Genomic DNA, 15706 nt, shown 5'->3' with positions numbered 1-15706 from the left:
AGCGCACCCTGTGCGCGACAAGCCTACAGAGCGGTACACCCCAGCGTGGCCGTCGCGCACAGGGTGCGCTCCCACAGATGGCGCGCACGCCACCACAAAAACAAAAAGGCCGCACTGTGTGCGGCCTTTTCTGTGCATCGACCTATCAATCTCAATCGATACCCAACTTCTTCAACTTATACCGCAGCGCCCTAAACGTAATGCCCAGCTTCTTCGCAGCTGCCGTCTTGTTGTAGCGCGACTCCTCCAGCGCCTTGATGATGGCCGTGCGCTCAAGGTTGCTGATGTAGTCATCCAGGCCGCCGCTGGCCGACGGTGCGGCAGCCACGGCAACGGGTGCCGGTTCAACGGCGGGCATGCCGGTGGAAGACGGTGGTGCCGTTTCGTTCTGCGGGCGCGGCGTGCGCTGCGGCAGCATCAGGTCGCTGACGTCGACCTGGTCGCCGTCGCACATGGCCATGGCGCGTTCGAGGATGTTTTCCAGCTCGCGCACATTGCCCGGGAAGTCATAGGCTTCCAGCGCCTGTTGGGCGGCAGGCAGCAAGTGGCCGGGCGTGCCGCCGCTCTTGTTGGCGAGCTGGCGCAGCACGAAGTTGGCGAGCAGCGGCACGTCGCCGCGACGCTCACGCAGCGGCGGCACGCGCAGTTCGATCACGTTGATGCGATAGAACAAGTCCTGGCGGAACTGGCCCTGGTCCACCAGCGCGGCAAGATTCTTGTGGGTGGCCGAGAGGATGCGCACGTCGACCGGCACTTCCTCGCGTGCACCGATCGGGCGCACGGCTTTTTCCTGGATCGCGCGCAACAGCTTCACCTGCATGTGCAGCGGCAGTTCGGCGACTTCGTCGAGAAACAGTGTGCCGCCGTGCGCGGCCTGGAACAGGCCTTCCTTGTCGCCTACCGCACCGGTGAAGCTGCCTTTGCGATGGCCGAAGAACTCGCTTTCCATCAGTTCGGACGGAATGGCGCCGCAGTTGACCGGCACGAACGGCCCGGTGGCGCGCGGGCCCTGCTCGTGGATCAGGCGGGCGACCAGTTCCTTGCCCACGCCCGATTCACCGGCGATGTACACCGGCGCCTGGTTGCGCGCCAGCTTGCCGATGGTGGCGCGCACCTGGTGCATCGCCGGCGACTCGCCGATCAGGCGCTCGTTGCCGTCGGGCTTGGCGGCGGCCTGGCCGCTGCGCTTTTCCTCGGCCAGGCGCAGTGCCGTGCGCACCAGGCGACGCAGCATCTGGATGTCGACCGGCTTGGAGACGAAATCGAAGGCGCCCGCCTTGAGCGCGCTCACGGCCGCATCGACATTGCCGTAGGCGGTGATCATCGCCACCGGCGTGTCCGGATGTTCGGCGGAGATCAGCTCCACCACTTCATGGCCGTTGCCGTCGGGCAGGCGCATGTCGGTGAAGCAGAGGTCGTAATGCCGTTCGGCGAGGGCGCGTCGGGCTTCGGTCACGGTACCTACCGCATCGACCAGCAAATCCATGCGGCCGAGGGTGATGGTGAGAAGCTCGCGGATATCGCGTTCGTCGTCGATGACCAGAACGGTCTGTTGGCTCATGTCGTCACTGTTTGCTGTGGACACGGCTAGGATAACCGTCCCCCTCGCGGGGGGCAAAGACTGATATGCGTGAACGCCTACCCGCGCGTCAAATGTTTGTCGAAGAATTTCACGATGGTCTCGTAGGCGGCCCTCGATTCAGGCATCTCCGGGTCGGAGAAGAAGGAGTGCCACATGCCCTCCCACACCTGCAGGTCGGTGGCCACGCCGGCCTGGCTGAGCAGGGTCTGGCTGCGGATGACGGCGCTCATGGCCGCATCGCGGGTACCGGTAATCAGCAGGGTGGGCGGAAACTGGTGCAGCAACTCCGGCGAAAGTCCGGGAAAAACCAGCGGATCGGTCGCGCTGGCGCCCTTGAAGTAGGGCAGCTCGCCCAGCCGCAGCGGGTGATCCGGCACCGGGGCGCCGTTGAGCAGCGGGCCCACCATCACCGAATCGCCGGCCATATCCACGACCGACCCGCAGAACGTGCCGATGGCGCCGGGCACGGGAAGCTTGTCGGTGATCAGTCGCGCCACGGCCTCGCCGGTGAGCACGCCGCCGGCCGAACAGCCGTAGATCCCGATGCTGCCGGGCTTGTACTGCTTGAGCAGGGCGCGATAAACCGCCTCCACGTCCTCGCTGGCGGCGGGAAAGACGTGCTCGGGCCCCTGCCGGTAGTCCACGCTGATCACCTTGATGCGGCCCAGGCTGGCGATCGGGATGGATTCCACCAGCGCGCCGCTGTGCGCGCCCCACAGAAAGGCGCCACCGTGCAGGTTGATCAGCACGCGCCCCTGGTTCTCGGGTGCAATGCCCTGGGCCGGCTCCACGACATCCGTCAGCACCCCGGCAATGGTTTCGCGATGGGTCTTGACCGGGTAAAGCGCCATCAGGCGATGGGCGCGATCGGTGTTCATGCGGTCGTAGAACGCGCGGCTCTGTTCGATCGGCGCGGTGATCGGCGGCGCCTTGCTGCCGGCGGCGAGCATCTTGGGAAAGAAGGCTCGCGCCTCCGGCGAAGCTTCCGATGAGTAGGGAAGGGTGATGTTGCCTACATGCACGCTACCGTCGGCGCGTACCGTGGGCTTGGCATCCTGCGCGTGAAGCACACCACCCAAAAGCGCCGTGGCGAGCGCAAACCGAACGGCCGCGCCGCGCGTCACGGCGTCTTCTCCGTCTTGGCAGCAGGTGCGGCCTTCTTCGCCTTGCCATCGAGCAACTCATGCAGCTTCAGATACACGCCGTTGGTCCAGCCGAAACCCACCACGTTTTCGCTATAGCCGGCCATCACCTTCACATCGGCATTGCCGAGCACCATGTTGTATTTCTCGCGGATGGTGCCGTCGTCGGCGAGGCCCTGGTCCACGGTGGTGGCGAATTTGCCGGCGAGGCGGCGGGCGTCGTCGTGGAAGCCGTAGTCGTCGAGTCCCTTGATCGCCAGCCAGTTGGTGGGCGCCCAGCCAAACGGTTCGCCCCACTGCACGCCGGCCGGATGGTTATCCATGCTCAGGCCGCCCTTGCGCTCGAACACGCTGAGCTTGCCGCGCAAGGTCGCCGCCTGTTGCGGCGAAGCGATGCCGGCCCATAGCGGGTAATAGGTGGTGACGTAGGGCAGCGGCGAGGGCTTGCCGGCGATGAAGTCGTAGTCGAGATACATGCCGGCCTGCGCGTTCCACAGGTATTTGTCCATCGCTGCCTTGCGTGCGTCGGCGGCCTTGGCCCAGCGATCCGCCTCGCCGGCCTTGCCCAGCTGCAGGGCAAAATCGTGCAGGTCGCGCTCGTAGCGATAAAGCAGGCTATTGAGGCTGGCATCGGCATAGTGATGGGTGGAGCCGCCAAACGGGCCGAAATGCGCGTTGGTGTCGAAACCCGATTCGCGCATCGCGCGGTCGCCGTGGAAATAATCCGCAGTGAGCCGATAACCATCCACCCAGGCGCCTTCACACACTTTCGAAGTGTGCACGTCGCAGCTTGCATCCTTGAGCGTGGCCGCCTCTGCATCGCTCGGATGCTCAGCAGCCTTGATCAGATAGCCGGGATCGTCTTTGGGATGCGCACGCAGCCAGCGGATCACGCCTTTGTAGTACTCGCTGTCCTTCGCTTCGAGCACCGGGCCGCTGCCGAGGTCGTAATAGCGCGCCAAGCCCGTATCGCCGGCGCGATGTTCGGGACGCGTCCAGATCTCGTAATTGCGCACCGCAAGTGGATAAGCCTTGGCCAGCCACTCGCGCCGCGCGTCCGCRTTCGGGAAGGCGGCGGGGTCATCCAGCACCGCGGTCATCATCGCGGTGAGGAAAGGCGGCTGCGAGCGGCTGAGGTAATACGTGCGGTTGGCATTGAGCACGCCGCCGTAGTTCTCCACTTCGAACAGCGCGTTGTCGACCATGTCCCTGGCCAGGTCGAGGCGGTGATCCGCCACCAGTCCGAGCTGGATGAAATAGCTGTCCCAGCCGTACATCTCGTTGAAGAAGCCGCCGGGCACTACATAAGGATGCGGCAGATAGAGCAGGCCCTGCTGCGGCAGCCGGGTCGCATCGATATCGCCCAGCTGCTCCACCTTCTTGGGCAGCGGACGCACGTCGACGCCGCAACGTTTGCCGATGGCTGTCACCGCATCCGGCACGGCTTGCCCTGCAGGCACGTAGAGCACCGGATGCCCGACCACCTTGGTGTCGACCAGCGAGGCGCAGTCTTCCTGCGAGCGCGTCAACGTGGTCCAGGCCTTGTCGATATAGGTGCGCGTTTTCGCCGGATCGGGTGTGGCGGCGGCGAACGCCGTGCTGGCGACGGCGCATGAAAGCGCGAAGGCGATAAGGCGAGGACGAAGAAACGAAGGATGGGCTTGGCGATTCATATCGGCTCCCGGGTCGGTGCGTGATCGTGTGTCTTCATCGCGTTGGCGCTTACAGCGTCTTGCGCGTCAGTCGCGCCTTGCCGTCGGCGCCATGCTCGACGGTGATGTCGTATTGCTTGCCGCGGAAATGCACGCCCTTGAGCTGCATCGATTTCCACGCTGATGGCAAGGTCGGTGCGTAGGCCTGGGTGAGGCCATCGTCATCGATGCGCAAGCCGCTCAGTCCGTAGACGAAGCTCTGCACGAAACCGGCGGAGGTGGCGAGGATGTAGCCCGCGTTGTTCGCCACCGTTTCGGTGCGCACGTTGAACGGCGGCTTGAGGAAGCCCACCAGGTTGCGCTRGATCCAGTCGTTGGCGCCCTGCGCGTCGCCCAGTTCGGCCGAGCCCACGGCCAGCATCACCATCATCATTTCGTTCGGATCGTCGCCGTGTTCCTTCAGCTCGTGCAGCTGGAAGTCGAAATCGTTGCGGCGAATCTGCGGCGTCATCGGCAGGTCGAGGTTGGGATACATCAGCCATGCCAGCGACGAACCCATCCAGGTGATCTTGTCGTGCGGCACCGACGCATCGAAATCGAGATGGCGCTGGTTCTTCTCATCGAACGGAACATACATCTTGTCGGCGATCACGCTCCACTGCGGATCGGCGTTTGCGCCCACCTTCTTCGCCGCCTTCACCGCAATGCGCAGCGCCTTCTGCGCCACCGCATTGGTGAACGAGTCGTTGGGTACGTCGTCGTAGGCTTCGTCGGGCGAGGTGACGTGGTGGATCTCGTAGCGGTCGCTGGCCTTGTCATAGCTGACGCGGCTGGCCCAGAAGGTGGCCACCTGCTCGATCACCGGCCAGCCGACTTGCTTCAGCCACGCCTCGTCGCCGGTGGCGTTGTAGTACTGCCACTGCGCGATGGCGATGTCGGCATTGACGTGGACCTCGCGGAACACGCCGTAGGCAAAATGCGGTGTGTAATCCTTGCCGGTTTCCGGATCGGATTCCCACGGATACATCGTGCCCTTCACGCCGTACTGCCTGGCGCGATCCTGCGCGGGGCCGATGGTGCGGTGACGGAACATCACGATCGGCTTGGCGCGTTCCGGATGCAACAAAAGCAGGGCGGGGAACACCCATGAATCGCTGTCCCAGAACGCATGGCCAGCGTAGCCCGGCGTGAGCGCACACGCGCCCATCGGCCAGCTCGTGCCCACGGTGGTGTTGGACAGCAGATAGTAGAGATCCGAATGCACCGCCTGCTGCACCTTGGCATCGCCCTCAATGCGGATATCCGACTGCCACAGCGTATGCCACGCGGCCTGATGCTTGGCGAGCAAGGCGTCGAAGCCGGTCTTGCGCGCCTGCGTGGCGAGTGCGAGATCGGCCTGCGCATTGCCGCCCCAGCCTTCGCGCGACGCGGCGATATATTTGGTGAAGGTGTAACTCTGGCCCTTGTGCAGCCTGGCCTTGAGGTTCAGCGAGAGCTTGTACGGCCCCTTTTCGAGCTGCACGTCTTCGACGTCCAGCCCCTTGGGCAGCTCAACCGCCACCGCCTGCGCCACGGCGACGCCTTGCTCGGCGCGTCCATCCAGCCACAGCGTAAGCGTCTTGGTGTCGCCACCGTTGGACTGGATGCGCACCACGCCCGGGTACCACACGGCCGCGCGATCCGGCGTCGGCACGGGTTTGTTGTCCAGGTTCTGCCCGCTGGCGATCACCGCGGCGATCATCTCGTCGCCAGTCATCTTGCCGATGGGGAAACGCGGCTGGTGTTCCGACCACAGGCGAATGGGAAAGGTCAGCTGCACGCTGCCGTCGAACTGCGGCGTGAGCGTAAGGCGCGTGGCGGCAAGATGCCCCGCGTCCTGGCTGACGAAGGTGGTGACCTGCACGTCGGTGGACTTGTTGGCGTAGGCGAAGCGGTACTTCGTGCTCAGCGTGGCGCCGTACATGTCCAGCGTCTGCGAGTAGTCGGTGAAGATCTCCTTCGCCACGCGGGTGGAATTGAGCCAGCCGCCACCGGGGTTGTAGTCGATCTCGTTCCAGCCGGGCATGGCCGCGGGACGGGCGATATCGTCCTTCGCATAGTCCATGGTCGCGACCATGTAGCCCATGGTCGGTTCGGTGCCACGCACCGAGGTGAGCGTGGAGTAGTAGCCGTTGGCCAGGTAACTGGGGAAATAGCTGCCAAATTGTTCCGACGTGCCGGTGAGCACAAAGCTGGGATCGGTGGCCGCGCTGACGCGGGCGGCAACAAACAGCAGGCCTATGGCAGCCGCGCGTGGCAGTTGTCGTAGCGGGGACTTCATGGGGCGCGTCTTCCTTGTTCCATCGGGTGATCACTCGCGCGCTTAGCGGGCGGGTCCAAAAGGATTGGTGATGCCGGCCATCCACGGATCGTGCGTGGCGGTGCGCCAGCGCGCGAGCTGCGTGCGCAGGTCGGCCAGCACGTGGGCATGGCTCGCCTCGCCGGCCAGGTTCACTACTTCGTCCGGGTCGGCGTGCAAATCGTAGAGTTCTTCGTCGGGGCGATGCTCAAATGCTTCGAGCGTGCGCTTGCCCAGACGGGCGCCCGGCGTGCTCGTGATGGCCTTCCACGATGGCGATAGCGCCACGTCGCTGGCAATCGGCACGCGCAGGCTGGGCTGCAGATTCACGAAATAGCTGTAGCCCCGCGTGCGCAATGAACGGGTGGGGTAGTACTGATCGATCTCGTGGAAGGAGTGCGTGGCAAACACCTCGTCCCAGCCGCCGGGCGTTGCCTGCTCCAGGATCGGCAACAGCGAACGGCCGGGCAGCGGCAGATAGCGATAGCCCTGCGGCGGCGACACGCCGGCCCAGTCGAGGATGGTGGGCGTGATGTCGATCCAGCTAACCATCGCGTTGTTGCGGATGCCGCGACGCGTCGCCTTCGGCGCTCGAACGATCAGCGGCAGATGGATGCCTTCGTAGTAGAGATTGTCCTTGGCGCCGGGAAACGGGCGGCCGTTGTCGGACAGATAGATCACCAGCGTGTCGTCGGCGTGCCCCGAGGCCTGCAGTTCGCGCAGCAGGATGTCCACGCCGCTGTCCATCCGGCTCACCGCTTCGTAGTACTGGGCGAGGTCCTCGCGCACGCCCGGCAGGTCCGGCAGATGCGAGGGAATGGTCACCTCCTGCGGCCGATAGCGCATGCGCTGAACTTCCGGCCAGTCGCGCGTGTTGCCGAACTGCGAGGCATCGCCGGCGCGATGCGGGTCGCTGTAACCGATGGTAAGAAAGAACGGCTTCGCACCCTGAGCGCGCATCCACTGCCCGGCGGCATGCCCCATGGCGGCCACGTCGCGGTTACCCGCTTGCTCCGGCAATAGCCACGCATCGTAGGCAAGTGCGGCCTCCGGCTTCACATGCAGCTTGCCCACCAGCGCAGTGGCGTAGCCGTGCTGCTTGAGCATCCACGGCAGCGTCTTGACGTCTTCCAGCAGCGAGAAGTTGTGTACGTCGTGCGCCAGGCCGTACATGCCGTTGGTATGCGAGTACAGGCCCGTATACAGCGTCGAGCGGCTGGAGCTGCACGACGACACCGAGGCATAGGCATCGGTGAACAAGGTACCTTCGCGTGCCAGCCGATCAAGTGCGGGTGTATGAACTGCCGTCCCCACGCCGGACATGTCGTAACCGTGGTCATCAGCGACGATCAGAAGGACGTTGCGTGCACCCGTCGTCCGGTTGCCAGCGGCTGCCGTCCACTTCGATGTCAGCGCGGCTCCCGCCGCCACCACGCCCGACGCCAGGAACTGGCGGCGCGTGAAACTCACGCCGCACCCTCCGGTGCCAGCAAGGCGGGCAGCGCCGATCGGTCGGTTTCGCGCTTGAAKAAGAACAGCGTCACCAGGATCAGCGTCATCGGCACCAGCGAAAAATAGAACGCGTGGATGCCGCCGAAGTTGGTGAAGACGATGGCAGTGATGCGCGAACCCAGCGTGCCGCCCAGCGCGGAGAAGATCACGATAAGGCCGGTCATGGCCGCGTGCGAGGGCTTGGGCAGCGAGCTCAAGGCCACCGAATTGATGACCGGGTAGATCGGCGCCATCAGCAAACCGATCAGCGGGATCAGGTAGGCAGCGACAGGCGCGTTGAACCAACCCACCTCCGTGCCAGTCGCGGGATGGCTCGCCAATGGAAGTACCAGCAGGATCAATGCGCCCATGCCCACCACGCACAGATTGAGCAGCACGTGCCACGACATCCGGCGCAGCAGCTGCCCGGCAAGAATGCGACCCAACGCCGTCGCGCCGGCCAGGATGCTCGCCATCTGGATGCTCATCGCATTGGGCAGCTTGAGGATCTCGTTGTTGAATGTCGGCAGCCACGTGCTGAAGCTCTGTTCAATCAGCACGTAGAGAAACGCCGACAGCAGGAAGACGTACACCAGCGTGCGCATCAGCAGTCGATACATGTCGCGCATGGCCTGCACCAGCGACAGCGGCGAGCCGCCATGGGCTGCCGTTTCATCCAGCTGTGCGCCCGACAGCAGCGCAATGGTGCCGAAGCACATCAGGGCCAGCACCCAGTACACGTTGAACCAGGATGGGTTGGCCGGGTTGCCGTGGTCGATGAACGCGCTGAACAGCCAGCCGCTGGCCAACACGCCCAGCATGAACAGCCCTTCGATAGTATTGGTGAGTCGACCATGCTCGGCCTTGCTGTCAGTCAGCAGGCCGATGGAGGAATACACGGCCACCTTCGCCAGCGCGAACGACACGCCGACGCAGGTGAACAATAATTCGGTGGTGTGAAAACTCGGCAGCAGCGGCATCAGCACGCAGGCGCTGCCCACGATGCCCAACGCCAGCATCATCGCGCGACGGTAACCCAGCCGTGGCAGAAACGAGGCCACCAGGAACGAGGTGAGGGCGATCGGCAAGTCCTTGAACAGTTCCAGCAGGCTGGCCTGCGGCTTGTCGATACCGAAGGTGTGGATGGACTGCAGGATCACCGTGCCGACACTGTTGAGCAGTATCGCGAACACCATGTAAATCGTCGCCAACGCCACGACCATGCGGAACCGGTTCATGCACACCTCGTAATGAGGTTTAAAAAGGTCCCGGTCCGCCGCACTAGTGGCGGACCGGGACAGTCGAGGGAAGTGCTCTTTAGAACTTGTACTTGACCTGCAGGTTGACCTCGCGACCTTCGATCGAGCGCGCCAGAATCACGCCGTTGGTGCTGGCGAAGCCGAACAGGCGCGAGTTGCCCTCCGTCACGCCGATCTCGTTGGTCAAGTTAGTGCCTTGCAGGTTCACCTGCCAGCTCTGGCCGATGTTGGCCGTGGCGCCGAAGCTCCAGCTGTAGTAATCGCCCAGCGGCTGCTGTTCGATCAGGTCGCCGTAGCGATTGCCCACGTACTCATAGGTGATCCAGAACTTCATGCTGCCGAACGAGGTGGGGAAGTCGTACGACGGCGTCAGGCGGCCCTGGAACTTGGGCTGGCGCTGCAACTGCATGCCATCGAGGCTGGCGCAGGCCTCGGTGCCATCCTGCGTCATATAAGGCGTGCAGGCGGCGCTGTGGGTGTAGTGGCCGTCCATGTAATCGCCGCTGAGGGCGAGCTGGAAGCCGGGAGCGTTCGGGATCGGCTTGAGCACCGTGGTGAAGTTGATGCCCTTGGTGGCCGAGCCGTAGTCGAACGAGAACTGCTGGCCATTGCCCTGGGTGATCGTGTACGGCACGTTGTAGAACAGCTTGCGGTACGCGTTCACATCCAGGTACACCCAGTCCGCCTGGTATTTGTAACCCACTTCCATATTGTGGATCTTGTTGATCGGTTGGCTGGGCAGGCCGCGCAAGTCATCGAAACCCGGGAAGTGCACGCCGTCGTTGATACGGGCGTACACGCTCATATTGCTCTGGATTTCGTAGTTGGCGCCGATGGTCCACGAAGGCGCGGTCTTGGCGTAGTTGATGTAGTTGTTGCCGCCCACCACGTACTGCGAGTTGTTGTTGTAGAGCGTGGTCGGGTTGTTGTCCAGATCGCCCGTGGCAGTGTTCTGGATGCGGCCATTGGCTTCCTGGCGCTCCACGCGCACGCCGGCGTCGAACAACCACTTGTCGAGCTTCCACGAGTCGGTGAGGAAGAAGGCGGTGTTGAAGCCGTTCCACGCCTCACGAATGGCCGTGGACGGGCCGCTCACGAAACCACCCGGGCTGGACAGCACATCGCCATTGCTCAGCGACACAGCGATCGGGCTGGGGTTGTTCTTCGCCTGCAGCAACATGTTGTTGCCCAGGAACCAGGTGTCGTGATCGTTGTAGACCGCGGTGTAGTTGCCCACGGTCAGCGTGTTGCCGTCGAAGATTTCCTTGCTGATGTGGAACTCGTTGGTGGCGCCCTGGATGCGCTTGTGCACATACCACAGGCCTTGCGTGGTCACGTTCTGGTTCATGTCCGCCGCCTGGCCGTTGTTGGTGTACACGGCAGTGGCGGTGGTGCCGGCAGGAAGGCCGTTGGCGGTGATCTGGTCGTCGATATAGCTGCTCAGCGTCTGCGGGTTGGCGCCCGTGCTGAAGAAGGCGGTCGTGTTCATCTGGCCGCCGGTGAAATTGAACTTGTCCGAGACGTTCCAGTTGTCGCCAAAGGTCAGGTCCAGATTGCCGCCCACGGAGAAGATGTCCGCACCGCGGCCGTCGGCCAGGTTCACGTGCTGGCCGCCGGGCTGGCAGCCGGCCGTGTTGCAAGGCGTGGTCTGCAGGAAGTTGTACTGATCGGCCTTGCTGCCGAAGGTGCCGGTGAGCGCATCGAAGCCGGGGTAGTTTTCAAACTGGCCGCGGCCCGGATTGAGGATCGGCGTATCGGTGACGAACTGGTTGTGGTCCTTCAGGTCGCGCGCATAGAACATGATCGAGCCGCTGTCGCCGAAGTTGTGCGTCAAGGTGGCAGTGAGCTGGCCACCCTTGTCGGCATCGAACTGCGGATCGCGCACGCCGTCGGACTTGCGCCAGAAACCGCCGACGCTGCCGTACCAGCCATCGGCGATCTTGAAGCCGTAGAAGCCGTCCAGGCGCACCAGCCCTTCCGAACCGTAGGTGACGCCGACATCACCGCTGGGCGTATCAGTGCCTTCGCGCAGGATGAAGTTCGCGGTGAGGCCGGGCTGGCCATTGCCGTACAGCACGGCCGGGCCGCCGAGCACGAATTCGGCGTGGTCGATGGTGTCGTCCAGACGGAACATCGAGGAGTTTTCCATGAACGACAGCGTCGGCATGGGATACAGCGGCGAACCATTGAGCTGGAAGGTCACGAACGGAGCATCGCCACCGCCCGGGAAGCCGGCAACTTCGATGTTCGCACCGGTCTGGCCGCCCGAGGATTCCGGAAACACACCCGGCGCCATCTTCAGCAGGTCAGCGGAGCTCTTGGGATTGAATTCGCGAATCTGGTCGAGCGTGGCAGCGGTGACCGAGTACGAGGTGTCGATCTTCTTCAGGCCGCCCGCCGCGGCGGTGCCGGTGACCACCACCTGGTCGAGATTGGTGGCGTTCTTCTGGTTGGCCGCCGGAGCGGCTGGCGCTGCCGATGGACCTTGGGTCTGTGCCGGCGGAGTCTGCGCTGCGGGTGCCGCATCCTGCGCGTGCAGAGAACTGGCGACGAGCAAAGCAGCAATGCTGGTGGCAAGCAGCCTACGAGTCATGCGTTGCGTGTTCATGGTGTTTCCTCCCCATCAAAGAAAAGCAGTTGTAGTGTTTCTTAGGAGTGGTACTGCACGCTGTCAGAAGGGTCCTGATCAGTGGTTCGACACGGCCTCCGCCGCCGTTCCCGGAACGGTCGGTGGTCGGTTGAGATAGCGCTGGATATCGAACGCATCGATACCCGCCAAAATGTCCTCGGCACGCGCAAGCACGGTGGCATCGCCGACACCCACGGCACGCATGCCGGCGGCCAGGATGCTGTCGACGCCGGCAGCGGCATCCTCCACGCCGAGGCAGGCTTGCGCTGCGACGCCAAGACCCGATGCCGCCGTCAGAAAGATTTCCGGATGCGGCTTGGAGTGCGTGATGCGCGACGCATCGACCACATAGTCGAACAGTTCGGCGATGCCCAGCCGCTCCAGCAGCAGCGGGGCATTGCGGCTGGCCGATGCCAGTGCGGTGCGCAGGCCTGCCGCGCGCACGCTTTCCACGGCATGACGTGCGCCGCTCAGCAATTGTCCCGGGCCGAAGCAGTCGATCTGTGCGACGTAGTAGTCGTTCTTGCGGTCTTCCAGTACGCGTTTCTCGCGCTCGGAATAGGCGTGCGGCGCACGCTCCAGCAAAATCTCGAGCGAACCGCGGCGGTCCACGCCTTTCATGCGTTCGGCGATGTGTTCGTCGAACGGCGCGCCGATGTCGTGCGCCAATTGTTCCCATGCAGCGCGATGCACCACGGCGGTATCGGCGATCACGCCGTCAAGGTCGAAGATCACGGCCTGCAGCGGCGCTTGCTCGAGTGCGCGATGCGGCATCGAGATCGATTCGCCATGGCGCAGGCGCACCGGCTCACCGGCATGGCTGAAGCGCACGCTGTCGCCGCGCGTGACGGTGTAACGCACGCCGGTGCGATCCACTTCCACGCGAAGATGACCCTGCTGCCAGGCGACGCCAAAGCGATAGCGGTGCCAGGCGTCGGGCAGTTGCGGGCGCAGGCGCAGTTCGCTGTTCACCACGCGCATGCCGCCGTATCCCCAGGCCAGCGACAACCAGCTGCCGGCCATCGCGGCCATGTGCAGTCCGTGCGCGGCATTGCCGTGCAGATCGTCCAGATCCACGCGCAAGCTGTCCTGGAAGTAGCGCCAGGCCTTTTCGGTTTCGCCCACTTCCGCGCCCATCACGCCGAAGGTGGAGGCGGACAAGGTCGAGTCGTGCACGGTGACGCCTTCGTAATAGTCGAAGTTGCGTCGCTTGGCGGCGAGGCTGACCTCATCGCCGGCGAGCATCAGCGCGAGCAGCGCATCGGCCTGCTTGGCGACCTGGTGGCGATAGATGGTGAGCGGATGCAGTTCCAGCAACAGCGGACGCTTGCCTTCGCCGTCCGCGTGCGCCGGCATGCGCGGCTTGTCGAGGAAGGTGTCGTCCTGCGGAAAGATGCCGAGCTGCGCATCTTCGGCCAGATACATCAGCTCCGCGGCACGCTGCCACTGCATGATCTCGAACGATTCCAGGCCGATGCGGCGGGCCAGTTCCGCGTAGGTATCCGGCGCCGAGCCGGCCAGCCAATGCGCCACCGCAGCCGCGTCGCGCAGATGTCGTTGCGCCATGCGGTTGGTGTAATGGTTGTTGTCGACCAGCGCGGTGTATTCGTCGGGACCGGTCACGCCATGGATGCAGAACGCCCCGCCGCGACGCGGATTGAAGTGGCCGATATCCAGCCATATGCGCGCCGTTTCGAACAGCATCTCGGCGCCAACGTCGCGCAGAAAGGCGTCGTCGCCGGTGGCATCCACATAGTGGCGGATCGCCCAGGCCACGGCGGCGTTGATGTGGTACTGCGCCGAGCCGCTGGGAAAATACGCGGAGCACTCGTCGCCGCTGATGGTGCGCCACGCATACAGCGCGCCGCGGGCGTGGTTGAGTTCGCGTGCATGGGCGCGGGCGCGCTCCAGCGTGCCGTGGCGGTACATCAGCATGCTGCGCGCCACATCGGGTGCAAGCGCGACCATCGCCGGCAGCATGAAGACCTCGGCATCCCAGAAGTAGTGGCCTTCGTAGCCTTCGCCGGTGAGGCCCTTGGCCGCAGTGGTGCCCTGGCCATCGCGACTGCTGGACTGGAACACGTGGAACAGGTTGAAGCGCAGCGCCTGTTCGGTGGCCGGATCGCCATCGATGGCCAGATCGGCGTTATGCCACAGCTGTGCGAGTGCCTGGGTCTGGCGCGCAAGCAGGGCGTCGTAACCTTGCGTGCTCGCTTGCGAGAGTGCGCTGGTGGTGCGCGCTAGCAGTTGGGCGTCGGTGTCGTCGTCCTCGGGCTGCGTCCAGGCGTAAGCGACATATTTTTCGAACGACACCGATTGACCCGGCGCCAGCTCGCCTTCGAACACCTGCATCACGCCATGCTGCGCGAGATTGGCCAGGCGAAAGCCCAGGCTGTCATCGATGATCGCGTGCTGCTGCATGCACGCCACGCGGATGTTGCTGTGGGCGGTGCGCTGAAGCACGTGGGCGAGCAGGTCGCCCGCTGCCGCGTCGATACTGGCCAGGCCGCCGTCCACGCGCGTGCCGATGCGCGGGTCGTCGCCTTGTTCGGTGGCGTGGCGTGCCGTGCTGATGCAGGACTCCAGCGTGATCGGCCCGGAGTAGTCGATCGACTGCACGCGATAACGGATCGCCAGCAGGGCGGCGCTATCGAAACTGACGATGCGTTCGGCATCGATCAGCAAGGTCGCTCCGTCGGGCGAGCGCCAGCGCAACTGCCGGCGATAACTGCCGCTGCGCAAGTCCAGGGCTCGCTCGAAGTGCAGCCACTCGCCGTCGCCAAGGCGTACCGGCGTGTCTCCAAGGCGCAGATGGATGCGCGTGCCGTCGGCGACCGGAATGCGGGTGTCGGTATGGGCGGCGAAACCGGGAAAACGCTCGTGATACTCGATCGGCGTGCGTTCCCAGGCGCCAGCCAGGAAACAGGCCTGGCTCGGGCTGTCGCCTTCCTCCAGTCCGCCGCGCACGCCCAGCGCGCCGTTGGAAAGGGCGAACAGGCTTTCATCCTGCGCGAAACCGGCAGGATCGGCGTTCTCACGGGTGACCACCCAGGCGTCGCGCAAAGCACGGCCAAAGGGCGGCAAGACCTGCGCCGTTTCTGGTTGATCCAACGTCTCTCTCCGCTCTTATTTTCTGCTTTTTGGCGGGACCACTAGAGGCGTGGACCAGCCTGGCTTTTTGGTGTGCGGGCGGAGCTTCGCAGCAAATGTTATCGATATCAAGATATCGATAACATTTGCTGCGGCACAACATCGTTGCGCCTGAAATCGATCTCATGGATGGTGTGTTGCGAGCGCAAGGTCTTGCGCCACCGAAAGAGCGCGTGCCGGCTGGGCAAGAGGTAGGGGAGCGATGTTTCCATACGGTGTTGGACGTTGGCAGTGCAAACCACGACACTGTCGGGGTTTGCCAAGGTTGGCCGTCGTGCGGATGCCGTGCGATCGCTCACAAGACATTGGGGCCAGGTCTTGAGTCGTCAGCAAAAGAATCGCCAGGGCGCCACGCCTTCCGCCAGTCTGACCATGGCGGATCTGGCGAAGGTGGCCGGGGTATCCAAGATCACCATCTCGCGGGCGCTCAGCGACAGCCCGCTGGTGCAGCGCGAGACCCGCG

At 64.1% G+C, this 15706-nt stretch carries 9 protein-coding genes; 1 reads left to right on the top strand and 8 read right to left on the bottom strand.

Features of this window, described 5'->3' with window-relative positions:
• Positions 1 to 151 precede the first annotated feature (151 nt).
• The 8 genes from AC1DMG_RS13520 to pgmB all read right to left on the bottom strand — a co-directional run bounded on the left by AC1DMG_RS13520 (position 152) and on the right by pgmB (position 15204).
• Positions 152 to 1561, bottom strand: coding sequence for a sigma-54-dependent transcriptional regulator (locus AC1DMG_RS13520; protein ID WP_477176296.1), 1410 nt, complete (start codon positions 1559 to 1561; stop codon positions 152 to 154).
• 77 nt (positions 1562 to 1638) lie between these two features.
• Complete coding sequence (locus tag AC1DMG_RS13515) at positions 1639 to 2706, bottom strand: alpha/beta hydrolase (protein WP_477176295.1); 1068 nt, start codon at positions 2704 to 2706, stop codon at positions 1639 to 1641.
• Positions 2703 to 4397: a trehalase family glycosidase gene (locus AC1DMG_RS13510; RefSeq protein WP_477176294.1), complete on the bottom strand. Its 1695-nt coding sequence runs from the start codon at positions 4395 to 4397 to the stop codon at positions 2703 to 2705. Before AC1DMG_RS13510 ends, AC1DMG_RS13515 begins: the two co-directional genes overlap by 4 nt.
• A 49-nt stretch (positions 4398 to 4446) precedes the next feature.
• Positions 4447 to 6696: a glycosyl hydrolase family 95 catalytic domain-containing protein gene (locus AC1DMG_RS13505; protein WP_477180616.1), complete on the bottom strand. Its 2250-nt coding sequence runs from the start codon at positions 6694 to 6696 to the stop codon at positions 4447 to 4449.
• A 42-nt stretch (positions 6697 to 6738) separates the two neighbouring features.
• The gene (locus AC1DMG_RS13500; protein WP_477176292.1) at positions 6739 to 8184 is read right to left on the bottom strand and encodes a sulfatase family protein; all 1446 of its coding nucleotides are present in this window, start codon (positions 8182 to 8184) and stop codon (positions 6739 to 6741) included.
• A complete protein-coding gene (locus AC1DMG_RS13495) occupies positions 8181 to 9443 on the bottom strand; it encodes an MFS transporter (RefSeq protein WP_477180615.1) in 1263 nt (420 codons plus the stop codon). The genes AC1DMG_RS13500 and AC1DMG_RS13495 overlap by 4 nt, the downstream gene beginning before the upstream one ends.
• Before the next feature lie 79 nt (positions 9444 to 9522).
• Positions 9523 to 12072 (bottom strand): TonB-dependent receptor, encoded by a 2550-nt coding sequence (locus AC1DMG_RS13490; protein ID WP_477176291.1) that lies wholly within the window; start codon positions 12070 to 12072, stop codon positions 9523 to 9525.
• Between the two features lie 78 nt (positions 12073 to 12150).
• Entirely contained in the window at positions 12151 to 15204 is a 3054-nt protein-coding gene (pgmB, locus tag AC1DMG_RS13485) for a beta-phosphoglucomutase (RefSeq protein ID WP_477178427.1), read from the bottom strand.
• Between the two features lie 411 nt (positions 15205 to 15615).
• Between pgmB and AC1DMG_RS13480 the strand changes: the two genes are divergently transcribed.
• The coding region (locus AC1DMG_RS13480; RefSeq protein WP_477180617.1) for a LacI family DNA-binding transcriptional regulator at positions 15616 to 15706 on the top strand (91 nt) is incomplete at its 3' end.

The sequence above is a fragment of the Dyella sp. 01N36 genome (assembly GCF_056399745.1).
This window is presented reverse-complemented; position numbering and strand designations above follow the sequence as displayed.

What these genes read in the sequence shown, in the direction of transcription:
- AC1DMG_RS13520 (WP_477176296.1), bottom strand. Translation starts at nt 1,561, where the DNA reads ATGAGCCAACAGACCGTTCTGGTCATCGACGACGAACGCGATATCCGC.
- AC1DMG_RS13490 (WP_477176291.1), bottom strand. Translation starts at nt 12,072, where the DNA reads ATGAACACGCAACGCATGACTCGTAGGCTGCTTGCCACCAGCATTGCT.